Source organism: Actinoplanes sp. NPDC051470 (assembly GCF_040682035.1).
Lineage (GTDB): Bacteria > Actinomycetota > Actinomycetes > Mycobacteriales > Micromonosporaceae > Actinoplanes.
Genome location: NZ_JBFBAA010000026.1, coordinates 81,025 through 104,005, shown reverse-complemented (window position 1 = coordinate 104,005; position 22,981 = coordinate 81,025). Strand labels below are relative to the sequence as shown.

General features: G+C 71.6%; 20 protein-coding genes. 9 read left to right on the top strand and 11 right to left on the bottom strand.

What is annotated here, in order from left to right; all coding sequences use genetic code 11:
* Positions 1-18: 18 nt before the first annotated feature.
* Entirely contained in the window at positions 19-411 is a 393-nt protein-coding gene (locus AB0M54_RS35150; RefSeq protein WP_364330037.1) for an ankyrin repeat domain-containing protein, read from the top strand.
* On the opposite strand, the gene AB0M54_RS35145 is transcribed toward AB0M54_RS35150, so the two are convergent.
* Both AB0M54_RS35145 and AB0M54_RS35140 read right to left on the bottom strand, forming a co-directional pair.
* Entirely contained in the window at positions 408-1,343 is a 936-nt protein-coding gene (locus tag AB0M54_RS35145; RefSeq protein WP_364476114.1) for a hypothetical protein, read from the bottom strand. The two genes, AB0M54_RS35150 and AB0M54_RS35145, sit on opposite strands and share 4 nt — an antisense overlap.
* A 31-nt stretch (positions 1,344-1,374) precedes the next feature.
* Positions 1,375-2,547 (bottom strand): RNA polymerase sigma factor, encoded by a 1,173-nt coding sequence (locus tag AB0M54_RS35140; protein WP_364330134.1) that lies wholly within the window; start codon positions 2,545-2,547, stop codon positions 1,375-1,377.
* 282 nt (positions 2,548-2,829) lie between these two features.
* Between AB0M54_RS35140 and AB0M54_RS35135 the strand changes: the two genes are divergently transcribed.
* Both AB0M54_RS35135 and AB0M54_RS35130 read left to right on the top strand, forming a co-directional pair.
* The gene (locus AB0M54_RS35135) at positions 2,830-5,808 is read left to right on the top strand and encodes a glycosyl hydrolase 115 family protein (protein ID WP_364476112.1); all 2,979 of its coding nucleotides are present in this window, start codon (positions 2,830-2,832) and stop codon (positions 5,806-5,808) included.
* Positions 5,805-7,040, top strand: a complete 1,236-nt coding sequence (locus AB0M54_RS35130) for an SGNH/GDSL hydrolase family protein (protein WP_364476110.1) — start codon at positions 5,805-5,807, stop codon at positions 7,038-7,040. The genes AB0M54_RS35135 and AB0M54_RS35130 overlap by 4 nt, the downstream gene beginning before the upstream one ends.
* A gap of 84 nt (positions 7,041-7,124) precedes the next feature.
* Here AB0M54_RS35130 and AB0M54_RS35125 read toward each other — a convergent pair whose 3' ends face one another.
* Positions 7,125-7,673 (bottom strand): TetR family transcriptional regulator, encoded by a 549-nt coding sequence (locus AB0M54_RS35125; RefSeq protein ID WP_364476108.1) that lies wholly within the window; start codon positions 7,671-7,673, stop codon positions 7,125-7,127.
* Between the two features lie 245 nt (positions 7,674-7,918).
* Here AB0M54_RS35125 and AB0M54_RS35120 point away from each other — a divergent pair, with 245 nt between their 5' ends.
* Positions 7,919-8,914 carry an NAD(P)-dependent alcohol dehydrogenase gene (locus tag AB0M54_RS35120; RefSeq protein ID WP_364476106.1) on the top strand — a complete coding sequence of 332 codons (996 nt, stop codon included), beginning with the start codon at positions 7,919-7,921 and terminating at the stop codon, positions 8,912-8,914.
* A gap of 3 nt (positions 8,915-8,917) precedes the next feature.
* Here AB0M54_RS35120 and AB0M54_RS35115 read toward each other — a convergent pair whose 3' ends face one another.
* Both AB0M54_RS35115 and AB0M54_RS35110 read right to left on the bottom strand, forming a co-directional pair.
* Positions 8,918-10,456 (bottom strand): phospholipase D-like domain-containing protein, encoded by a 1,539-nt coding sequence (locus tag AB0M54_RS35115; RefSeq protein WP_364476104.1) that lies wholly within the window; start codon positions 10,454-10,456, stop codon positions 8,918-8,920.
* 40 nt (positions 10,457-10,496) lie between these two features.
* Positions 10,497-14,279 (bottom strand): CHAT domain-containing protein, encoded by a 3,783-nt coding sequence (locus tag AB0M54_RS35110; protein WP_364476102.1) that lies wholly within the window; start codon positions 14,277-14,279, stop codon positions 10,497-10,499.
* 67 nt (positions 14,280-14,346) lie between these two features.
* Between AB0M54_RS35110 and AB0M54_RS35105 the strand changes: the two genes are divergently transcribed.
* The 3 genes from AB0M54_RS35105 to AB0M54_RS35095 all read left to right on the top strand — a co-directional run bounded on the left by AB0M54_RS35105 (position 14,347) and on the right by AB0M54_RS35095 (position 17,130).
* Complete coding sequence (locus tag AB0M54_RS35105) at positions 14,347-14,862, top strand: putative immunity protein (protein WP_364476100.1); 516 nt, start codon at positions 14,347-14,349, stop codon at positions 14,860-14,862.
* Positions 14,863-14,948: 86 nt separating this feature from the next.
* Positions 14,949-15,578 (top strand): fasciclin domain-containing protein, encoded by a 630-nt coding sequence (locus AB0M54_RS35100; protein WP_364476099.1) that lies wholly within the window; start codon positions 14,949-14,951, stop codon positions 15,576-15,578.
* 40 nt (positions 15,579-15,618) lie between these two features.
* Entirely contained in the window at positions 15,619-17,130 is a 1,512-nt protein-coding gene (locus AB0M54_RS35095) for a molybdopterin-dependent oxidoreductase (protein WP_364476097.1), read from the top strand.
* Here AB0M54_RS35095 and AB0M54_RS35090 read toward each other — a convergent pair.
* The 5 genes from AB0M54_RS35090 to AB0M54_RS35070 form a co-directional block, all read right to left on the bottom strand.
* Positions 17,125-17,625 (bottom strand): glutathione peroxidase, encoded by a 501-nt coding sequence (locus tag AB0M54_RS35090; protein WP_364476095.1) that lies wholly within the window; start codon positions 17,623-17,625, stop codon positions 17,125-17,127. The genes AB0M54_RS35095 and AB0M54_RS35090 overlap by 6 nt on opposite strands.
* A gap of 79 nt (positions 17,626-17,704) precedes the next feature.
* Positions 17,705-19,567: a serine hydrolase gene (locus AB0M54_RS35085; protein ID WP_364476093.1), complete on the bottom strand. Its 1,863-nt coding sequence runs from the start codon at positions 19,565-19,567 to the stop codon at positions 17,705-17,707.
* 32 nt (positions 19,568-19,599) lie between these two features.
* Positions 19,600-20,082 (bottom strand): GrpB family protein, encoded by a 483-nt coding sequence (locus AB0M54_RS35080; protein WP_364476091.1) that lies wholly within the window; start codon positions 20,080-20,082, stop codon positions 19,600-19,602.
* A gap of 42 nt (positions 20,083-20,124) precedes the next feature.
* The gene (locus AB0M54_RS35075; protein WP_364476089.1) at positions 20,125-20,736 is read right to left on the bottom strand and encodes a CocE/NonD family hydrolase; all 612 of its coding nucleotides are present in this window, start codon (positions 20,734-20,736) and stop codon (positions 20,125-20,127) included.
* Between the two features lie 24 nt (positions 20,737-20,760).
* Positions 20,761-21,159: a zinc-binding dehydrogenase gene (locus AB0M54_RS35070; RefSeq protein WP_364476087.1), complete on the bottom strand. Its 399-nt coding sequence runs from the start codon at positions 21,157-21,159 to the stop codon at positions 20,761-20,763.
* 303 nt (positions 21,160-21,462) lie between these two features.
* Here AB0M54_RS35070 and AB0M54_RS35065 point away from each other — a divergent pair, with 303 nt between their 5' ends.
* Positions 21,463-21,969: a TetR family transcriptional regulator gene (locus tag AB0M54_RS35065; RefSeq protein ID WP_364476085.1), complete on the top strand. Its 507-nt coding sequence runs from the start codon at positions 21,463-21,465 to the stop codon at positions 21,967-21,969.
* Positions 21,970-22,022: 53 nt separating this feature from the next.
* Complete coding sequence (locus AB0M54_RS35060) at positions 22,023-22,637, top strand: YdeI/OmpD-associated family protein (protein ID WP_364476083.1); 615 nt, start codon at positions 22,023-22,025, stop codon at positions 22,635-22,637.
* On the opposite strand, the gene AB0M54_RS35055 is transcribed toward AB0M54_RS35060, so the two are convergent.
* Positions 22,623-22,922, bottom strand: coding sequence for a hypothetical protein (locus AB0M54_RS35055; protein WP_364329994.1), 300 nt, complete (start codon positions 22,920-22,922; stop codon positions 22,623-22,625). The genes AB0M54_RS35060 and AB0M54_RS35055 overlap by 15 nt on opposite strands.
* Positions 22,923-22,981: the final 59 nt, after the last annotated feature.

Sequence of the window (22,981 nt, the reverse complement as noted above, 5' to 3'; positions counted from 1 at the left end):
GGCGGGTAGTCGGACGACGTGGCTGACCTGGACGAGGAAGCGATCGCGTACGCCCACCGCATGTTCGACCTGGCACGCGCCGGCGACACCGAGGAGCTGGCCGGCAACGTCGCCGCCGGCCTGCCGGCCAACCTCACCAACGACAAGGGCGACACCCTGCTGATCCTGGCGGCGTACCGCGATCACCCGGACACCGTGGCCGCGCTGCTGGAGCTGGGCGCCGACCCGGACCGGGTCAACGACCGGGGCCAGTCCGCGCTGTCCGCCGCGGTGTTCCGGCAGAACGCCGTGACGGTGAAGGCCCTGCTCGCGGCCGGCGCCGACCCGGCCGCGGGCACGCCGTCGGCGGTGGCCACGGCGGAGTTCTTCAAGCTCCCGGAGATGTCGGAGCTGCTGCGCCCGGGGTCTTAGCCACGCTGGAAGGGGGCGACGGCGGACAGCAACCACAGGTTGGTCGGGACCAGCGAGCGGACCGGGCCCCAGGGCCAGGAGACGGCCAGCCTCCCCATCCGGCGGTAGCACCGGACCGCGGCGGCACGGTCGCCGAACCAGAAGAACGTGGTCGCGAACATGCCCAGGGCCAGCTCGGCGTCGATGCCGCCCGGCTCGAACCGCGGGTGCCAGACCGAGTGCCCGGCCGCCGCCCGGATCTCCGGCAGCGCGGCCCGCATGTGCGCCTTGGTCGCCGCCCGGGTGGGCATCTCCAGCGCGTGCTCCAGGTGGGCCTCCGCGACCAGGGCCGGCGTCGGCGACCCGGGCGCCGCGCTCTCCCACACCCCGAACGCGAACTTGTGCACCTGATACCAGTCGCCGCCCCACTTCGGCATCAGTTGCTGCAGGTGTTCGGTGTGGGCGAGCGGCTGCTGCGGGTCGATCGTGGACAGCCGGTGGTAGCGGCGCCACGCCTCGTCCAGGCCCACGTCCAGGCCACGGCCCGAGGTCAGCAGCATCGTCCAGACCGCCGGATCGCCCGGGTGCCGCGCGGCGCCCTCGAGGAGCACCTGCTCGGCCTGTTGCAGCCGCCGGCCGAAACCCTGGCGCCGCCGAGCGCTGACCCGCTCGAGGTCGCCGCGGATCTTCCACCCGAGGAACGTCAGGTGGTGGCCCAGCATCGCGTAGGGCGCGCTGTCCTCCGGATGGTCCCGGACCAGCCCGCGCAGCCAGTCCTCCAGGCCGCGGCCCTGCCCGCCGACCCAGAGCAGCCGGGTGCGCTCGGCCGGCGTCGCCGCGTCCAGCACGGCGCGTCCGGCCGGCCAGTCACGCCGCTTCACCGCCGCCCGGAACTCGCGGGCGGCGGGCCATTTGGCGGCGGCCAGGGGTTGGAAGGCTCGTACGTTCGGCACGGCGCGCATGGTAACGGAGCCGGCCCGGGGTTCAGGCGAGCTGGTCGCGGCGGCGGGTGAGGTAGGCAGTCTCGGCGGTGTTGCCGGCCAGGTCGATGGCTTTGTCGTACGCGGACCGCGCGTCACCACCTCGGCCCAGCCGGCGCAGCAGCTCGGCGCGGGCCGCGTGGTAGGCGTGGTAACCGGACAGCCGGTCGCCGAGCCGGTCGATGGCCGCCAGCGCCACGTCGGGGCCGTCGAGCTCGGCGACCGCGATGGCCCGGTTGAGGGCGACGACCGGTGACGGGTCGAGGACGACGAGCTGGTCGTAGAGGGCGACGACCTGGGACCAGTCGGTGTCCCGCACGTCGCGGGCCGAGGTGTGCACGGCGTTGATCGCCGCGAGGATCTGGTACCGCCCCGGCGCCACGCCGCTGGCCAGGCGTTCGCGCACCAGCCGGTGGCCCTCGGCGATCAGCGCCGTGTCCCAGGCCCCGCGGTCCTGGTCGGCCAGGGTGACCAGTTCGCCGCCGGCCGAGACGCGGGCGGTGCGGCGGGCCTCGGTGAGCAGCATCAGCGCCAGCAGCCCGGCCACCTCGCCGTCGCCGGGCAGCAGGCCGCGGATCAGCCGGGTGAGCCGGATCGCCTCGGCGGTCAGGTCGTGGCGGACCGGATCGGTGCCGGGGCCGGTCGCCAGGTAACCCTCGTTGAAGATGAGGAACAGCACGGTGAGGACGCCGGACACCCGGGACGGCAGGTCCTCCGCGGCCGGCACCCGGTAGGGGATGCCGGCCGCCTTGATCTTGTCCTTGGCCCGGGTGATCCGCCGTCCCATGGCGGTCTCCTGCACCAGGAAGGCCCGGGCGATCTCGGCCACGGTCAGCCCGCCGAGCATGCGCAGGGTCAGAGCCACCCGGCTCTCCGGCGCGAGGGCCGGGTGGCAGCAGGTGAAGATCAGCCGGAGCCGCTCGTCCTCGATGGCGCCGGTCGGCTCGGGCGGGTCGTCGACGGACAGCATCGTGGCCTCCTTCTGCTTGTCGTCCCGCTTGTTCTCACGCCGGATCCGGTCGATGGCCTTGCGGTTGGCGGTGGTGTTCAGCCAGGCGGCCGGATTGGGGGGTACGCCGTCGGCCGGCCACCGTTCGACGGCGGTCGTGAACGCCTCGGCAGCCGCCTCCTCGGCGATGTCGAGGTCGCCGAACCGTCGGGTCAGGGTGGCGACCATCCGCCCCCACTGCTCGTGGTGGGCCTGTGTGATCGCCTCGCGGATCTGATCCTCGCTCACCTGGCCAGCATCTCCTGTCGTCCGTGGGTCCCTCGCGGGCGGCCTGTCATCCGTTCTACGAACATCCTGGCCGCAATCCGACACCAGTTCGTCGGCGCCTGGAAGTTCCGGGATCTTGGCCGGCCGAAAGGCGCACTCCAGCGCTTGACGACATAGACGGACGCCTCTACGTTACGAATATTGTCCGGGATGTTTCCGGAACTTTCAGTGAGGTGTGTGCCGATGAGGTCGTTCCTTGCCCTGGCCCTGATCGCGCCCTTGACGGCGGCCCCGGCCACCCATCCGCCGGCTGCTCATCCGCCGGCCGCGTCGCCGGAGAAGGGTGGCTACGTCGCCTTCCACGACGGCCCCGGCCGCTTCCCGGTGGTGGCCGGCCGGCGGGCCGCGCCGATCGTGGTCAGCACCGCCGACCACGCCGGCGTCATCCGGGTCGCCGACGACGTGCGGGCCGACCTCGGCAAGGTCACCGGCGTGCAGCCGGTGATCGGGCACGACCGGGTGCCGGCCGGCGCCGACCCGGTCATCATCGGCACGCTCGGCAAGAGCCCGCTGATCGACCGGATCGTCGCACGGGGACGACTCGACGTCCGCGGGCTCCGCGGCAGGTGGGAGACCACCATCGAGCAGGTGGTGACCGATCCGCTGCCCGGTGTCCGGCGCGCGTTCGTGATCGCCGGCAGCGACCAGCGCGGCACGATCTACGGCGCCTACGACCTGTCCCGCCGGATCGGGGTCTCACCCTGGTCCTTCTGGGACGACGTGCCGGCCGCCCGGCACGAGGCCGTCTACGTGCTTCCCGGCCGGCACACCCAGGGCACGCCGGCGGTCAAGTACCGCGGGTTCTTCATCAACGATGAGAACCCGGCCACCGGCACCTGGGCGCCCGGATACTTCGGTCCGGGCAAGGCGCCCGGTCATCCGGGCGGGCTCAACGCGGCCTACTTCGCCAAGGTGTTCGAGACCATGCTGCGGCTCAAGGCCAACTACCTGTGGCCGGCCGTGTGGGGCCGGGCGTTCGCCGAGGACGACCCGCTCAACCACGCCACCGCCACCCTGTACGGGGTGGTCATGGGCACCTCGCACGAGGCGCCGATGATGCGCGGCATCGAGGAGTGGAACCGGCACGCGGTCAACGGCACCGACCCGTACGGCGGGAACGGGCAGTGGAGCTTCGTCCGCAACTCGGCCGCGCTCAAGGCGTACTGGCGGGACGGCGCGCAACGGATGAAGGACCAGGACATCGAGGGCGTCATCACGCTCGGCATGCGCGGCAACGGCGACACCAGCCTGCCCGACGGCGACGGCATCGACCTGATGAGCTCCATCATCGACACCCAGCGGCAGATCCTGCGCGACACCGGCCTGATCGACCGGCCTCAAGTACAAACTCTGTACAAAGAAGTACAGCGCTACTGGGACGCGGGTTACCGGCCGCCGGACGACGTCACCGTGGTCTTCTGCGACGACAACTGGGGCAACCTGCGCAAGCTGCCGGACGCGTCGCTACCCGCGCGCAGTGGCGGGTACGGCATGTACTACCACTTCGACTACGTCGGGGTCGGGCGCAACTACAAATGGGCCGACACGGTCAACCTGACCAACACCTGGGAACAACTGCACCGTGCGTACGCCTCGGGCGTCGACCGGCTGTGGATGGTGAACGTCGGCGATCTGAAGAACGAGGAGGCGCCCACCCAGTTCTTCCTCGACTACGCCTGGGATCCGGACTCGATCCCGGTCACCGGCATCCAGCGCTGGCTCCGGGCGTACGCGGCGGAGAATTTTGGTCCTGGTCTCGCGCCGGCCGTGGCCGACCTGCTGCACGAGTACGCGACGCTCCAGTCGCGCCGCAAGCCTGAGCTGCTCAATCGGCGGATCACCGGCGAGACGCCCGAGGTGATCTACGACGACCAGGGCAACCCGTTCAGCCTGACCGCCTACCGCGAGATGGACCGCGTGACCGCGCAGTGGCAGACGCTCGCGGCCAAGGCCGACCGGGTCCGCCGGCTGGTCCCGGCCGCCCACCAGGACGCGTTCTACCAGCTGGCCTACTACCAGATCAAGGACACGGCGCTGGTGTACGCGCTCCGGCAGGCCCAGTTCACCAACATCGCGTACGCCGTGCAGGGCCGCGCCGCCACCAACGCCCGGGCCGACCGGGCCGAGGCGCTGTTCGCCCAGGACCAGGCGATGAGCCGCTACTACAACACCACGCTGGCCGGCGGGAAGTGGAAGGGCTGGCAGACCCAACCCAAGATCGGGTACGGCGACGTCGAACGGTACGGCCCCAACGCGCCGTGGCAGCAGCCCGAACTGAACAACGTGGCCCTGCCCGACGCGATCTACCCGCACCTGAAGCGGATCACCGTGCCCCCGGCCGCCGCGCTGGGCGTGGCCCTCGACGGCGGCGACCCGACGACCCTGCCGTCGTTCAGCCCGTGGCAGAGTCAGCCCGCGCAGTACCTCGAGGTCTACAACAAGGGCGCCACCCCGTTCAGCTACCGCATCACCGCCGCGAAGCCCTGGGTGCACGTCACCCCCGCCTCGGGCCGGGTCACCGACCAGGTCCGGGCCACCGTGACCGTCGACTGGCGACGGGCCCCGCATGGCACGACGACCGTGCCGCTCACCGTGACCGGCGCGGGAAGCTCGGTCGTCGTCCAGGCCCCGGTGCACCGTCCGTCGGTCGCTCCGTCGGGCTTCCTGGAGGCGAACGGTTACGTCGCCATGGAGGCCGACCACTACAGCCGCAAGGTCGGCGACTGGCAACTGCTGCCGGACATCGGGCGCACCGGCAACGGGCTCACCCCACGCGGGTCCTCCGGGCGGCTGGAGTACGCGATGACGCTGACCACCACCGGTCCGGTCCGCGTGGCGGCCTACCTGTCGCCCCGCAACAACGTGCTGCCGACCCCGGGCCTGCGCTACGCGGTCTCGATCGACGACGCCACACCCCAGGTCGTCGACATCATCGGGGCGACCGGCTCGGACGACACCACGATGAATCCACAGTGGGCCCGCAACACCTCGGACAACGTCAACGTGACCCGGACCGTGCACCAGGTCGATCGGCCGGGCCGGCACACGCTGACGTTCTGGATGGTCGACCCGAGCGTGATCGTGCAGCGTCTGGTCGTCGAGACCGCGCCGCTGCCGTACAGCTACCTCGGCCCGCCCTCGTCCCTGCGGGCCCGATCGTGAGGCGGCGAATTCTCCTCGGCCTCGGCGGCGCGGCCTTCCTCCCGGCGTTCCCGAAGCCGGCCCGCCGCCGCTGGGTGCACACCTGGGTCTCCATGCCGCAGCTGACCGAGCCGAACAACCTGCCGCCCCCACCGTTCACGGGCGCCGCCTCGGTTCTCGTCGACACCACGCTGCGGCAGACCGTGCACACCTCGATCGGTGGTTCACAGCTGCGGGTGCGGTTCTCGAACGCGTTCGGCGGCGCCGCGCTCCCGATCACCCGGGCCGCGGTGGCGCTGCCGGCCGGCGGGCGGGCCGGCGCCTCCGGCATCGTTCCGGGCAGCGGCCGGCCGCTCACCTTCGGCGGGCACACGTCCACGGTGGTTCCGGTCGGCGCCCAGGTGGTGTCCGACCCGGTGGCGATGCCGGTGACCGCCCGTACCAATCTGACCGTCACCGCCTACCTGGCCACCGGGCAGCAGACGCTGAACCTCACCTCACACCCCGGCTCGCGCACCACCAGCCATCTGATCAACGGTGACCACCTTCTCGACGCCGACCTGGCCGGCGCCACCCCGGTCGACCACTGGTACCTGCTCAGCGGCGTCGAGGTGCTCGCCGGCGGCGCCGCCCTGGTCATCGTCGGCGACTCGCTGACCGACGGCCGCGGCTCCACCACCAACGGCAACGACCGCTGGCCCGACCAACTGCTCGACCGGCTGCCCGAGCGCGTGGCCGTGCTCAACCAGGCGGCCGGCGGCAACCGCGTCCTCAACGACGGCCTCGGCCCGAACGTGCTGGCCCGGCTCGACCGCGACGTGCTCGCCCTCGGCGCGGTCCGCTGGACGCTGATCTTCGAGGGCGTCAACGACATCGGCACGGCGGCCGCCACCGACACCGCGCAGCAGCAGGTCACCGCCGACCTGATCGCGGCCTACGGGCAGGTCGTCACCCGCGCGCAGGCCCGCGACATCGACGTGTTCGGCGCGACGATCACCCCGTTCGGCGGCAACACGAACTACGACGACCCGGGCGGGCTGCGCGAGCGTTCCCGGCAGACGGTCAACGCGTGGATCCGCCGAGGCGGCGCCTTCGACGAGGTGGTCGACTTCGACCGGGCCGTCCGCGACCCGGCCGCCCCACGACGTATCGCCCCGGCCTACGACGTCGGCGACGGCCTGCACCTGAACCCGGCCGGTTACGGGGCGCTGGCGTCAGCGGCGTTCAAACGCCTGCGTGATCGTCTGGGGTAGCGCTGCCCGCAGGCCGGGCCGGCTGTGGCGTGCTGGTGTCAGCGGCGTTCGAACGCCTGCGCGGCCGGCTGTGGCGTGCTGGTGTCAGTGGCGTTCGAACGCCTGCGCGACCGCGTGGCGTAGCGCCGCCTGGTTCTCGTCGTGCCGGGCCGCAGTGGGCAGCGGGCCCATCGCCGTCCAGGTCAGGGCCATCGTGGACAGCAGGGCCAGGACGTTCTCGGGGCTGATGGCCGGGTCGAGCGTGCCGGCGGCCTGGGCCTCGGCGATGGCGTCGAGCTTCGCGCGCAGGCCGTCCGCGTCCAGGGGAAACTCGACGCATTCGAGCCGGGCCCAGATCAGCAGGCGGATGACGTCGGGGCGCGCTCGGGCGGCTTCGTAGAGCGCAACCGCGTACCCCGGGAGGTCCTCGGCGGTGAACGGCGTCTCGTCGACGATGGCGTTCGCGTGGGCCCGGACCACCGCGCCGAACAGGGCGAACTTGTCGCCGTAGTAGGCGTACATCTGGGCCTTGCTGACCCCGGCCTCGGCGGCGATGCGGTCGACCCGGGCGCCGGCGATGCCGTGCTTGGAGAAGTCGGCGGTCGCCGCGGCGAAGATGCGACGGCGCTTCTCAGGGGGGTTCCGGGTTCTCACGGCCCTATGTTACCGACTAGTTGGTAGCAAGGCGTGCGGCCGTCGCGGCCCGGCGCCCCTAGTTACCGACTAGTTGGTAGCAAGGCGCGCGGCCAGCGGGGCCCGGCGCTCCTAGTTACCGACTAGTTGGTAGCAAGACGTGCGGCTGGCACGGCCGGCGCTCTTAGTTACCGACTAGTTGGTTGCTAAGGGCGGCCCGAGGCTCGTACGTTAGTTACCAACTAGTCGGTAACTAAGGAGTTGCGGTGCTCAAGTACAGCGTCGACAAGCCCGGCGGCCCCATCAGCGTGATCGAGGCCGAGGCCCGGCCGCTCGGCCCACGCGAGGTCGACGTCCGGGTCACCCACTGCGGCGTCTGCAACACCGACGTCAGCCTCATCGACAACGCGTACGGCATCTCCCGCTACCCGATGGTCGTCGGCCACGAGGCGGTGGGCGTGGTCATCGGCGTCGGCGACGAGGTCGACCCGTCGTCGATCGCGGTCGGGCAGCGGGTCGGGGTTGGGGCGGTCGCCGGGTCGTGCCAGGCCTGCGAGTGGTGTCTGAGCGGACGGCAGAACCTGTGCCCGCGCAAGGATGTCACCGCCACCCGCGGCGGTGACGGGGGTTTCGCGAGCCAGGTCCGGGCGAGCGACTGGCGGCATGTGCAGCCGATTCCCGATGGGCTCGACCCGGCCACAGCGGCGCCTCTGCTCTGCGCCGGCGCCACCGTGTTTCCGCCGCTGCTCCGGCATGGGGTGAGGCCGATCGACCGGGTGGCGGTGGTCGGTGTCGGTGGTCTCGGCCACCTCGCGCTGCAGTTCCTCCGGGCGTGGGGCTGCCACGTCACCGCGATCTCGTCCAGCGAGAGCAAGGCCGGTGACGCGCGGCGGTTCGGGGCGCACGACGTGGTGGTGGGGGAGGAGCCGCCGGCCGGCGCCTTCGACTTTGTCCTGTCCACCGTGCCCGCCGACCTGCCCTGGGACGCCTACCTGGCGGCGCTGCGGCCCGGCGGCACGCTCTGCCTGGTCGGCGTGCCGCACGGACGGCTGTCGTTCGCCCCGCTGGGGATGTTCACCGGGGAGCGCAAGGTGGCCGGCGGCAACGTCGGGACGCCGTCCGAGCAGCGGGCGATGCTCGGGTTCGCGGCCAGGCACGGCATCGCGGCCCAGGTCGAGACCTTTCCGGTCGCGCGGATCGACGAGGCGCTCGATCGGGTACGCCAGGGCACGGCCCGCTACCGCGCCGTGCTCGAGATGTGACGCCTACGGCGGGCCGACGAGGGTCAGCACGGTTTCGAGCGGGTCGAAGCCGTCCGGCATGCCGGGGGTCCGCCACGAGCCGGCAGGTTCCTTGGGCGGCAGCCACTCGGGGCGGAACATGCCGATGGCCAGGTCGAGGTTCTCCAGGTGGGGGCGCAGCTCGTCGCTGATCGGCGTACGCAGATGTTCGGCCCACAGCTGCGCCCGCAGGTCTCGCACGTCGTCGCCGGTGGTGACCACCGCCGTGGTCAGCTCGGTGTCCACCCCGGCCATCGACCGGCTGAAGAAGTTGGCCGAGCCGACCGCGGCGAACCGGTCGTCGATGATGAAGATCTTGGCGTGCACGGTCAGGTGTTCGACCCGCCACAGGCCGACGTTGCGCCGCAGCCGCTGGGGCAGCGGCTCGATCACCTTCTTCTGCAGGTCGGCGTTGACCGTGCCGTTGATCAGCGGCGTGGACTCGGCCGGGTCGCGGGTGCCCGAGCCGACCAGGATCACCTTGACCCCGCGGGCCGCCGCCGCCCGCAGGTACGGGTACAGCTCGAAGCGGCGGTCACCGCCCGGGTACTCGCGGAAGTACTGGTCCTCGATGTAGATGTAGCGCTGCGCGGCGCCCAGCGCCTGCACCAGGGTCAGGTAGATCTCGTGTACGCCCTCCGGCGACCCGTCGCTGTACGGCCGCCGCTCCCACGGCAGCAGCGAGTCGATGTACCACGGCCCGACCGACCGCAGAACCTGGCAGGCCGACCCCGGTGCCGGCTGGGCGGGCTGGGCCGGCGCCGGCGCGATCTCGGCGGCCATGCCCTGCGGGTTGAGCACCGGCAACCCCTTGACGGACGGCCAGACGTACCGCCGGCGCGGCAGGTTCACCGCCCCGATCCAGCGCATCCGCAGCGCCCGCCAGACATCGGTGGTGGCCGGGCCCCGGATGATCGTCCCCGCGTCGTGCCAGCCCCACCGCCCGCCGCGCACGGCCAGCCGCCGGTGGGGTGTCTCGTCGACCCGGCTGGCCGCGTAGTCGATGCCGCCGACGCCGGCCGTGAGCTCGTTGCCGCGCCGGATCAGGGTGACCTTCTGGTGGTTGGAGCCGACGCCCGACCCGGACCAGTCGAGCAGGACCCGGTCGGCCAGCGGCGGCGGATCCGTACGCGGGTCGCCCTTGGGCCGCCAGCGTCGCAGCCGATGGGCCGAGCTGACGTTCTGGTGGAACGGCCCGATCGTCGGCCGCACGATGCTGCTGCTGACCACGGCGCCGGCCAGGATCACCCGGACGTCGACGCCGTCTCTCGCCAGCCCGGCCAGGATCTCGCCCAGGGCCTGGTAGCCGGGCTCGCCGGGCTGCTTGCCGGTGAGGTCCATCGCGGGCTCCAACTGCAGACCGCAGATGTACGCCGCGTCGCCCGGCCCGAGCGACGTCAGCAGCTCGCGCATCCGCCGCATCCACACCCGCCCGTCCACGACGAACTCGACCGACGAGTTCTCGTAGTGCGGGGTGATCGCGGGGGAGAGGTACCGGTCCACAAGATCGTCGAGCGACGTCATGGCCAAGACCATATAAACGCCGCCCTGCTCACCGCGACCCTCAATCGAGACCGGGGTCGCCATGGCTGCCGCCGATGTGCACAAAACCGGCCCACAACAGCGGCTCGTCCGGATATCGCGCACGGAGCTGGTCGACGGCGTCGGCCAGGGCCGCGGCGGTGTCGGCGGCGCCGCCGGTTCGCAGGCGCAGGTAGAAGGCGCGTGCCGCCCTCGCCGCGATCGCGTCGGCGACCGCCCACATCGTGCCGACCACGGCGCGGAAACCGGACAGGAACAACGCGGTGCCGAGGTGGATCGACTCGTCGGCGAGGCGGGCGCCGGTCGTCGCGGTCCGGCAGGCTGACAGGTAGGCGAGTTCGGCGTCGTCGCGGTGCGCGGCGGCCAGGTCGAGCACGGTCAGCACGCCGTCGGCCAGGGCAATGCCCCCGGCCGCGGGGTCGAGCCCGTTGTGGAGTCCGTGGCTGGCGATATGCAGGAAGCGGTGCCGGCCCAACTCGTCCAGGACGGTCCGCCGGGTCGCGCGGAGGTTCAGGAACGAGGAATGCCGGGCCTCGGGCACCGCCTCCATGACGGCCGCGACCTCGGCCCGGACATGCGGCAGGGGCTGGGCGGCGCGGTGCTCCTCCACGGCGATGGTGAGCAGGTCCTCGATCGTTCCGGCCGGCGCCGGCCGGGCCAGGGATCGGGCCAGGGCGGTCAGGCTGGGCACGTACGAGCAGATCGCGACGTCGGCCAGGCCCGACGCGCCGGCCCGATCGTGCGCGGCGTGCAGCGGGAGCAGCGACAGCAGGCCGGTCGGGCACCAGATCAGCCGGTGCCGGCCCGCGCCCGGTGGGATCGCGTCGAGGACCGGCCGGGCCACCGACTGCCAGAGCCAGCCGAGCAGCGGCCACAGCCGGCCGCTTGCGTCGGCGGCGCCGCCCCGCTCGTACTCGTGCAGCAGATCGAGGAACTCGCCGCATCGTCGCACCAGGTCGTCGTAGCGCAGATCCGGCAGTTCGACGACCCGCACCCCGCCGGCGGAGACCAGAATGGCGTCGCAGCGCCATGCCTTCACCACCACGACGATGACCAGACGGCGGCCCAGCCGGGCGATGAGATCGTCCAGCCGGAAGCCGTCGCCCTCCGCCGCCGGCACGTCCGCGGTGGTCTGCCGCCACAGGAGGAGGCGTCCTCGCTCGAGGTAGCCGACGGCCCGCTCGGGCTGCCCGGCCGCGACGGCGAAGGACGCGGCCGACGACGCGAGGTCCTGGAACTGTTCCACCGCCCTCTCCTGGTCGGCTCGCGGCAGGTCTTTCGGCGCGGCGATCTCCAGCAGGTCGACGACCTCGTCCCAGGCGTCGAGGGCTTCCTCCGGGGTGGCGTGCCGTTCGGCGACGTGCGTCCAGACGATGCCGGCGTTGAAGCGCGTCAGCGCGGACGGCAGGGTGGAGCGGACGATCTCGCGACACAGCTCCGTCACGTCGGCGGCCGTCGCCGGATCGTCGGCCAACAGCTGCGCCAGCGACAGGACGGCCTCGTACCGCAGAGGCTCGTCGGCGCCGTAGTGCGTCACCACGTCACGGAGGATCGCGAGCGCCTCCGTACGGTCGGACTCCTCCGCCGCCTCGGTCCTGGCCCGCCTGGCCAGGGCCCGGGCGAGCATGGCGTGCCGGTCGAGGCGCTGTGGATGGATCGACGGCGTAGCGTCCAGCGCCATCCGGAAATGAGTGACCACCTCGGTCAGATCCACGGCGTCATCACCCTCGCTGTCCATCTGCAGCAGGCATGACGCGAGGTTGTGGTGAACCGTCGCGTACATCCGCTGCGTCGGGTCCGAAACGAGGGTGAGCGCATCGCGCAACGCCTGAACGGCGCGGACGAGGTCGTCGGCGTCCCGGTCCAGCCGGAACCGGCGCCGGTACGCGCCGGCGACCCCGTTGTGGACCGAGATCCGGGTCGCCGCCGGGGTGTCGTCGTCCACGGCGGCCAGTGCGCGCTCGATCTGTTCGATCGACTCGTCGAGGTCGCGCCGGGCCCCACGGAGTTCGAACCGGTGGGCCAGTTTCTCGCTCAGGTACACCAGCCGGTCCCGGAACCAGGGCGAATCCGCCGTGGTCACCATGACCGAGTCCCGCATCGTCGCGATGGAGCGGTCCAAGTCACCGAGGTCGCCGCCGACGTTGTGCCGCGACGCCAAGGCCCCGGCGAGGTCCGAGAGGACGATGCCCCGCAGGCATCGCCCCATGATCCTGGGCAGCACCGCGTCGGCCAGGCCGACGCACTCGGTGAGGTCGCGTTCGTCGGAAGTCTCGGCTACCCGCGAGAACAGCACACTGACGAGTCTGACCTTGCTGACAACATCCCGGGGTTCCAGGAGCGCGGTGGCGCGCAACACGGCGGCTACGATCCGGGAGCTGACATCCCGGTTCCCTGGCCCGCGCGCGAGCCGATGGTCCCATTGCCGGAGGGTCAGATGTGACGTCGCCGATGTTGTGAGTCGCCGCGTCACGTCGAGCTCTTCAGCCCGGCCGGCGGCCGCCATGGCTCCGAGATCGGCGTCCATGACGTCCGAGAGAGGCGCCGCGTCCAGGATGTGGCCGGCGATGATGTCGAGGGCCCTCTCCTCTTCCCAATGGTCGGTGAGCGATCGCGCCCGATCGAGGATCGCCACCAGCCGGGCGGTGGCGGCCGTCGGGAGACCCGGTGCCAGCGAACGGCCGATCTCCCCCAGGACCAGCGCGTTGTACGCGTAGCCCATACGGACCCGCGGTTCCTCGACGGTCAGGATCTCGTCGGAGTCCATGGCCTGGAATGCCCGGAACCAGTCCTCGACGACACCGGAACGCGCGTACCGCCAGAGCATGGAGTCGGCCAAGGCGAGTCTGGAGGTGCCGTCGGACGCGGTCTTCTCGGGGAGTGACTCCATCACCGCGATGGCGGCGTCCAGATCAGCCGGGTCCCCCAGCGCCTTGAACCGTGCCATCAACGCGTTGGCGTGCATGGGCATGAACGGTGGAAAGCTCGCACCCAGGGCCGCCGCCATCTGGACCATCACGGTCCCGTTCTCCTCGGTCTGGTCCCGGTTGAAGCGGCGCAGCGCCAACGAGTAGAGCGGCATCGCGACGACCGGTTGCCGGGAGCGGGTGAGGCGCGGCACCGCGGGCTCGGCTGCGCGGATGACCGCGTCGAGGGCAGCGGGCGGGTGCTCCAGATCGCGAGCCGCCCACCCGGAGATGAGCTCGCCGACCGAGTCGAAGAGGTCCTGCGAGTTGCCGTCGGCGTCATAGCGGTCGCACAACAGCGACGCGAGCTGCGCTTGGAGAGCGGCCGCCTGTTCGCCGTCGGGGGCCGCTCTACGGATCCGGGCCCGGATGCGATGAACCGCGGCTTCCAGGTCCGTACGCAGATAGGCGGCGTAGTAGCGCGACATCACCACGTAGTCGTACGCCTCCGAGCCGACGCCGTCGTCGTCCGCGTCGGCGCTCAGCTCCGCCAGCACCATGTCCAGCGTGTCCCGCGACGGGTCCAGCTCGGCCCGCCGGCGCCAGGCCAGAAGGCGGGCGGTCCGCGCCGCCCCATCGGTCGTCGCCTCCGCCATCAGCTCGAAGAGGCTGATCGCCTCGCGGAACGACGCTTCCGTCCGGGTGAGTTCCCAATGGAGGATCAGTCCCGAGGCGAGCCGCCCCAGGTCGTCCGCGTCTGACGTCTGTTCCGCCAGGTCACGGGCGTCCGCAACGGCTTGCTCGGACAGCCGGGGATCGGAGTCCTCGAGGACGCGGTCGAGCAGGTTGTCCGCGCGTTCCCGCCATGCGGCAAGGGTGTCCGGGGCATCCGCGTCCACCTGTCGACCGTAACAAGGCCGGTCGGCGCTGGCTCACACTCGTGGTGGAGCGGCGATAGGATCGGGCGTGATTCTGCCGAAGGTGCGTGATCCTCGCTTCGTGACGGTACGGCGGGGCGGCGGCCTCACCGATGCCGATCACCAGCTGCTGGCGCTGTGGGCGGCCACCTGCGCTGAGCACGTGCTCGGCCTGTTCGAGGCGGTCCGGCCCGACGATCCGCGGCCGCGCCAGGCGATCGAACAGGCCCGGGCCTGGGTGCGCGGCGAGGTCAAGATGATGCAGGCGCGCGCGGCGGGCGGCCACGCCATGGGAGCGGCCCGAGACCTGCGTGGGGCGGCCCGGTTCGCCGCGTACGCCGCCGGCCAGGCCGCGGTGGTCGCCCACGTCGCCGCGCATGAGCTCGGCGCGGCCGCCTACGCGATCAAGGCCGCGCGGGCGGCGGCGCCGGAGGGCGCGGGCGACGCGGCGGCGCGAGCCGAGTGCCGGTGGCAGCGCGACCAGCTTCCGGACGCTGTCCGCGACCTCGTGCTGGACGATCAGAGGCTGCGCAACGACCTCTGCTGGTCGGCTTTCACCGGCTGACCGGAAAGCATTACCTTTTCCGACCCATCCGGCACCTGACTTGCCCCGAATGACTCATGACAGATCATGACGATGAGGGGTAAACGATGCGAATCACCAAGCTCACCGCGCTCGCCGCGGCCGGCCTTTTCACGCTTTCGATCGCCGCGTGCGGCAGTGACAGCGACGCCGGCGGCGGGACCGAGGCGGCCGCGCCCGCTCCGACGACGATGGCCAGCTCGGCGCCGGCGATGATGGCCGGGGCCAACTTCGGGCCGGGCTGTTCGGCCGTGCCGACGGACGAGTCCAACCCGGGCAGCTTCGCCTCGATGGCCAAGGTGCCGGTGGCGACCGCCGCCTCCGGCAATCCGGTGCTCTCCACGCTGGTGGCCGCGGTCAAGCAGGCCGGCCTGGTCGACTCGCTGAACACCGCGCCGGATCTGACCGTCTTCGCGCCGGCCAACTCGGCCTTCGACAAGATCCCGGCCGCCGACCTGAAGAAGGTGCTGGCCGACAAGAAGACCCTGACCAGCATCCTCACCTATCACGTGGTGGCCGGGAAGCTCACGCCGGAGCAGCTGGCCGGCACCCACAAGACCCTCGAGGGCGAGTCGCTCTCGGTGGAGGGCAGCGGCGAGGACTTCAAGGTGGACGGGCAGTCGGCCGTGGTCTGCGGCAACGTGCAGACGGCCAACGCCAACGTGTACATCATCGACACGGTCCTGATGCCCAAGTAGTGACCACGGCCCCCACCCAGCGCTGAGGAGAAGAGGCATCATGCGCCGCATCATTCCGGCCGCGCTGCTCGGGGTACTTTCCGCCGCGGGCGGGGTGGCAGTGGGCGAGCTTCTCGCCGCCGCCACCCGCCCGCCGGCGGGGCCACTGGTGGCGGTGGGTGGCGCGATCATCGACGCCACGCCGACCCCGGTGAAGGAGTTCGCCGTCCGGCAGCTCGGCACCTACGACAAGCCGGTGCTGCTCGGCTCCATCGCGCTGGTGCTGGCCCTGTTCGCGGCCGGGCTCGGCGTGCTGACCCTCCGGCGGCGCGGGGCCGGGGTCGCCGGGGCCGTGCTGCTCGGGGTGGCGGGCGCCGCCGCCGCGGTGTCCCGGCCGTCGGCGGGGTGGTTCGACGCGGTGCCGTCGCTGGTCGCGGCGGCCGTGGCCGGTGCCGTGCTGATCGCGGCGACCACCCGGAGCGTCCAGGTCGCGCAAGAAGGCAAGCCTTTTCTCGTACGCGTGGATCGTCGCGCTTTTCTCAAGACCGCCGCTGTCATCGCGGGTGGAACTGTTGCCGCCGGTGGCGCCGCCGGAATCGTGGAGCGGGCGCGCGGCGGAGCCCTGACCGAGTCGCGGGCGGCGATCCGGCTACCGGCGCCGGCCGACCCGGCCGCACCCCGCCCCACCGGCGTGGGAGCGGGATTCATGACCCGCAACGCCGACTTCTACCGCGTCGACACCGCGCTCACCGTCCCGCGCATCGACCCGGCGTCGTGGCGGCTGCGGCTGCACGGCATGGTCGGCCGCGAACTGAGCCTGAGCTTCACCGACCTGCTCGACCGGCCGCTGATCGAACGCGACATCACCCTGAACTGCGTCTCCAACGAGGTCGGCGGGCCGTACATCGGCACCGCCCGCTGGCTGGGCGTGCCGCTGGCCCCGCTGCTGCGCGAGGCCGGCCTCGATCCCACGGCCGATCAGCTGGTGGCCCGCTCGGCCGAGGGCATGACGATCGGCACCCCGGTGGCGACGCTGCTGGACGGCCGCGACGCGATGCTCTGTGTCGGGATGAACGGCGAGCCGCTGCCGCTCGACCACGGCTTCCCGGTGCGCATGCTGACCCCCGGCCTGTACGGCTACGCCGGCTCCTGCAAGTGGCTGACCGAGCTCGAGCTGACCACGTTCGCCGACTTCGACGCCTATTGGGTACGCCGCGGATGGGCCGCCCAGGCGCCGGTGAAGACCGCCTCCCGGATCGAGCGACCGCTGCCGTTCGCGCAGCTCAAGCCCGGTCCCGCAACGGTCGCCGGAGTGGCCTGGGCGCAAGGGCGGGGGATCAAGGCGGTTGAGGTACGGGTGGATGACGGCCCGTGGCGACCGGCCGAACTGCTGCCCGTGCCCTCGGCCGACACCTGGGTCCAGTGGCGGCTGACCTGGACCCCCGAACCGGGGCCGCACACCCTGGCGGTGCGCGCCACCGACCAGACCGGCGCCCGTCAGACCGAGGCCCGAGCGACCCCGTTCCCGTCCGGCGCCACCGGCTGGCACACGATCTCCGTCACGGCCTCATGACGAGGGCAGCGCCGACTCGACGGCGGCGACCACCTCGGGGGAGTCGGGCTGGGTCTGCGGGCTGAACCGGGCCCGGATCGCGCCGTCCGGCCCGACCAGGAACTTCTCGAAGTTCCAGCGGATGTCGCCGGAGTAGCCCTCGGCGTCCAGCTCGTCGGTCAGCGCCCGGTACAGCGGGTGCCGCCCGTCGCCGTTGACCTCGACCTTCTCGGTCATCGGGAAGGTCACGCCGTAGGTCGCGCTGCAGAAGTCGGCGATCTCGTCGGCGGTGCCCGGCTCCTGGCCGCCGAACTGGTTGCACGGCACGCCCAGCACCGAGAACCCCCGCCCGGAGTAGCGCTCGTGCAGCTCTTCCAGCGCCGCGTACTGCGGGGTGTTGCCGCAGCGGGACGCCACGTTGACGACCAGGGTGGCGGCGCCGCGGAACTGGGCCAGGTCGAGCGGCTTGCCGTGGAGATCGGCGATCTGGGCGTCATAGATGGTCGGCTGCGTCACGCGGTCCTCCTGGGGGCTCTGATCTTCCAGAACCCACAGTAGCGAGGCGCGACGCAGCCGACATCGACTCGGCCGTGGGTCAGCCGTTCAGGACCATGGTGCCGATCTCCTGGCCCAGCTTGGTGGTGTCGTGGCCGCGCCGGTTGCTCATCACCGCGACGACGATGTCATCGTCCGGGTAGACCTGGAGGTAGGAGCGGGCGCCGGTGTTGGCGCCGTCCTTGGCGGCCACCTTGTGGCCGCTCTCGGTGTAGACGCTCCAGCCGTACGAGTAACCGGACGCGCCCCACATGGCGGTCATCGACGGGGCCGACAGGATCTCGCCCTTGGCCAGCCGGTGGCCGAACCAGGCCACGTCGGCCGGGGTCGACTCCATGCCGCCGCCACAGGTCTTGGCGCTCTCGTCCTCGAACGGGATCTTCTTGTTATCGGTGTCGTAGATCGGCGAACGGCGTACGCCGGTGTCGCTGAGCCGCTTGGCGCGCAGCGTGCCCAGCCCGTACGGCGTGGTCAGCCTGGTCCGGATCAGATCGGCGGTGTTCTGGCCGGTGGCCTGCTCCAGCGCCGCGCACAGGATGGTGTAGCCGTGGGTGCTGTAGTGGTACGAACCGACCGTGCAGACCAGCGGGTCCTTCCAGAACACCTGCGCCGACGCCAGCGAGGTCGCGTACGGCGTGTTGCCGCCGAAGCCGGTGCCCTCGTCGTAGTGCTGCACGCAGCCGGTGTTGTCGGCGAGCTGCTTCAGCGTGTGGGTGTGCTGTTTCGGGATGGCCGGCAGGTACTTGGCGGTCTTGTCACCCGGCTTGATCACCTTCTGGTCGGCCAGCTTCAAGGTCAGCGCGCCGGTCACCGCCTTGCTGACCGAGGCCAGGCCGAGCACGTGCTTCGAGTCGAGCCAGACGTCGTTCGCCACGTCGGCCTGCCCGAAGCCGCGTACGTAGCGGTACTGGCCCTTCTGCACGATCGCGACGCTGACGCCGGGCACCTTCTCGTCGGTCAGGTGCTTCTGGATCCGGGCGTCGATCGTGGACCGCAGGCTCCATGTGGGACGCTCGTTGTTCTGCCGCCAGATGCCCGCGTAGCGCACACCCGCCGAGGTCTGGTACCGCTCGTACGAGATGAGCCGGAACCCTTCGTCGGAGTAGCGGCTCCACCAGTTGTTCCACGCGGCGGCGGTCATGTCCCGGCGTTCGCGCCACTCCCGCTTGCCCGGGTTGGCGACCCAGACCCCGGCGTACCGCTGACCGGCCGGGGTGGTCGCCGAGTCGAGGGCCGTCATCCGGAAGGCGCCCTGGTTCTGGGTGAAGATCGTGCCGTACTGGGCGCTGGTCAGGTCGCGGTGCAGCTGCCAGGCGAGCTTCTCCTTGTTGTCCACCCAGACCGCGGCGTACCGCATTCCGGCCGGCGTGCGGTACTGCTCGACGTCCAGCGGCAGCCGCCCGGCCGCCTTCTGCTCGTCGTGCCAGGCGCCGAACGCGGCGCCGGTCAGGTCGTGCCGCATCGAGGAGCCCAGCTTCTCGACGTTCTGCACCCAGACCGCCGCGTACCGCCGCTGGCTGCCGATCTGGTACACCTCGACATCGACCGGGCGCAGCCCGTCGGCGGTGGCCTTGGCCTTCTCGGTGGCGAACTGCGCCTCGGTCAGGTCGCGCAGCGAGCGCCAGTCACGGTTGTCGACGTTGCGCTGGAACACCGCGCCGACCTGGTACGGCCCCGGCGACGCGTCGACCTCCAGGTCGAGCACCAGGAAGCCGTCGGCCTTCATCGTGGCGAAGGTCTGCGCGAAGGCGGCGCTGGACTGGTCGCGGACGGAGAACCAGGCGACCGAGGCCGGGTCGAACACGGACGACGGGGGACCGGGGTGAGCCTCGGCCGGGATGGCCACGGCCGACAGGGCGACGACCAGCGCGGCGGTGACGCGCAGCTTTCGAGAAACGTACATGTCCAGATTATGCAGTTGTATCCGCTTTGAGGTCATTCAACGCGCAGGGTGGTCACCTCGTCGAAGAAGGCCGACTTCCTGCGCTCGTACTCCTCGGGGTCGTTCCGGTGTCTTCGCTTGAGGTCGTTGTAGGCGTCGACCAGGGCCGGGTCCGCGGCCATCCGCTGCCAGGTCCGGGTGAACCGCAGGTCGTGCTCGGAGCCGGCCGGGGTGACCGCGACGCCGGTCGGCAGGTCCGACTCCACGGCGAAGGTCGCCAGGGTCGGTTGCCAGATCTCCGGACGCACGACCTGGTAGATCCCGGTCAGCGTGGCCACGACGGCGTCGAAGGCGGCCGGCGGGACGCGGAGGTGCAGATCAACGTCGCCCTTGGTCAGGGCCCCCGGCGCCGAACTGCCGCCGGACAGGACCAGCTCATGCGGCGTCGAGAGGAGCCGGGCCAGCCGGCGCCGCTCCTGGTCGAGGATCTCGCGGGCCGCGGGCAGGAGATCGTCGCTGCGTCGAAGCTCGAACATCGGCCGATGCTAGGCCGTCGCGAGGATGGGCGCGCGGTCGATTCACGCCGTACTGGCCGGCAGCAGCACGGCGGAGGGGTAGGCGCCGTCGTGCAGAATCTCGAGGCGAGTGACGTGGGCCTCGGTAGCCGTCGCGACCGGCTCGTCGCCGCCGAGGTTGCGGGCGAACCGGGGAAACGCCCCGGCGGAAATCTGGACGCGCAGGCGGTGGCCGCGCCGGAAGGCGTACGCGGTGGGTGACAGCCGCACGGCGACCTCGGTGATGCCCTCGGGCCGGACGGTGACCAGGTCGTCGCAGACGTTGCTCGACCGGCCGCGCTGGTCGACGTCGCACAGCCGGACGAACAGGTCGCAGCCGGGCCGGTCGGCCCGCAGCCACACCTGCTCCGTGACCTCGCCGATGACCTCCAGGTCGGACTCGAGCGCCGATGAGGTGAAGGTCAGCACGTCGGCACGCTTCTCCAGCGGCCGGTTGTCCCTGGGGCCGGGCCGGTTACCGTCCAGCTTCGGCCCGCCCAGCGCCGGGGTCGGGTCGTCCGGGTCGTAGGTGAAGGTGCTCGGCGGCGAGGCCGGGTTCACACCCCGCTCCAGCGCCCGCTGTCCGAGCCGGCCGGCCAGCTTCGTGACGAAGTCGTTCCTGGGGCGTGTGCTCACGATGTTCTCCCGGGGAATCAGGTCTCAAGGGACGAGGACGATGCGGCCCTGGGCCGTGTGGCCTTCCAGCCGTTCGTGAGCGGTCGCCGCGTCCGCGAGAGGCAGCAACTCGATCTCGGTGTCGGCGAGCCCGGAGGCGGCTGCCGTCAGCGCGGCGGCCGCGGCGGCGGGAACGACTTCCGGGTGCGCGGGCAGGTAGCCACCGGCGTTGAAGCCGGCCACGACGAAGTTGCCCTGCCAGACCGCGTTGCCGTCGACGCCGTGCTGCCAGTCGCCACTGGCGTTGCCGACCAGCAGCAGCCGGCCACCCGGGGCGAGCAGCCGCAGGCTCTCGGTGCGGACCTGACCGCCGACCGGGTCGACGATCACGTCGAACTTCTCGTCGCCGAGGACGCTCACCATGGTGGCCGACGATCTGGTCATAGGGGAGCCGGCTGGTAGCCGCCGCGGCCACCCGCTCACCGCGCACGGAGCCGACCACCCGGGTCGCCCCGAGCTGCTTGGCGATGCCGGGGAACGCCGCCGTGAGGGCGCCGAACGCGCCGTGCACCAGGACCCGCTCGCCCGGGTGCAACCGGATCGGGCAGCTCGGTGAGCGCCAGGACCTTCGCATCGCCGAACTCGGTGACCTGGACAGCCTTCATGACGGTTCCCTCCCTAGTTAACGCACATCATGTTGCGTTAAGTGGCGTCGTCACCGAGCGAGCCGGCCTGCATCGCACGGGTGTGCGGCGGTACTACGCCAGCAAGGAGGAACTGCTCCTCGAGCTGGCCGAACGAGGCTGGCGACAGTGGAGCGCCGCGATCGCCGACCAGGTCCGGGACGGCGACGGCCTCGGGCCGCGGGAGGTGGCGATGGTGCTGGCCGACACCATCTCGTCCCTGCCGGTGTTCTGCGACCTGCTGACCCACGTGACGCTGAGCCTGGAAGGCGACGTCGACATCGAGCGGGCCCGGCAGTACAAGACCAACGCGTTCGCCGCGTACGACGAGATCGTGGCCGTCCTCGACCGGGTGAGCCGCATGACCGTCGACCAGATCCAGGCCCTGCTGGCGGCCACGCTCGCCTTCGCCGCCAACTTCTGGCAGGTGTCGCACCCGACGCCGACCCTGGCGGCGCTGTACGAGCAGGTGCCGGACTGGGGCCACGTCGCTCTCGACTTCCGGCCCCGGCTCCGGCTGCTGCTCCAGTCGACGGCCATCGGCCTGACCGAGACGCTCGCCGCCACCTGACGGGCCCGGCCGGCCGGAGCCACCCGGCATGATCGCTCGGCTAGCCTGCGGTGGTGGCGGGAACCGAACTGGACGAGTTGATCGTGGCCGACGGCGCGGCGCTACGCGCGTGGCTGCTGGAGAACCACACCGCCTCCCCGGGCGTGTGGCTCGCGCTGACCCGGAAGGGCGGCTCCGTCACCACGCTGACCTGGCAGCAGGCGGTCGACGAGGCGCTGTGCTTCGGCTGGATCGACGGGCAGGCCCGCAAGCGCGACGACGAGAGTTCCTGGCGGCGGTTGACCCCGCGCCGGTCCCGCAGCATCTGGTCCCAGCGCAACGTCGCCAACGTGGCCCGGCTGGAGGCGGCCGGCCTGATGTTGCCCGCGGGCCGCGCCGCGGTGGACGCCGCGAAGGCCGACGGGCGGTGGGCGGTCGCCTATGCGCCGCCGTCGGAGGCGCAGGTGCCGGCCGACCTGCTGGCCGCGATCGCCGCGGACCCGGCGGCGCAGGCGATGTTCGACGTGCTGACCAAGTCCAACCGCTTCTCCCTGATCGGCCGGGTCAACGGCGTCAAGCGGGCCGAGACGCGCAGCCGGAAGATCGCCGAGTTCGTGGCGATGCTGGCCCGGCACGAGACGATCCACCCGCAGAAGGCCAGGCCGGCCGGGGAGTCACCGCACCGGTAGCGGCACCCGCCGGCCCAGGCCGAACTGCGGAGCCTGGGTGTCGGTCACCATGGCGAAGGCGCCCGCGGGCACACCGTCGCGGGTCGCCACCCGGGACGCCGCCGCCAGCAGCGTCCTCTCGCCGGCGCCCGCGATGAAGAAGATGTAGGCGTCACCGAACTCCTCGCCGTCGTCGTACTCCTCGATGCCGAGCTCCTCCTCCAGATCGATCATGAAGTCACCGACGTCATCGATCCACTCGTCGTCAGCGGTCATCGGGAAGTGGATCTCCACCAGCACAGCCATGACACACATGATCCAGCACCATCGGCCGCCACCCCTCGTCAGGTCGGCCGACCGGGGGA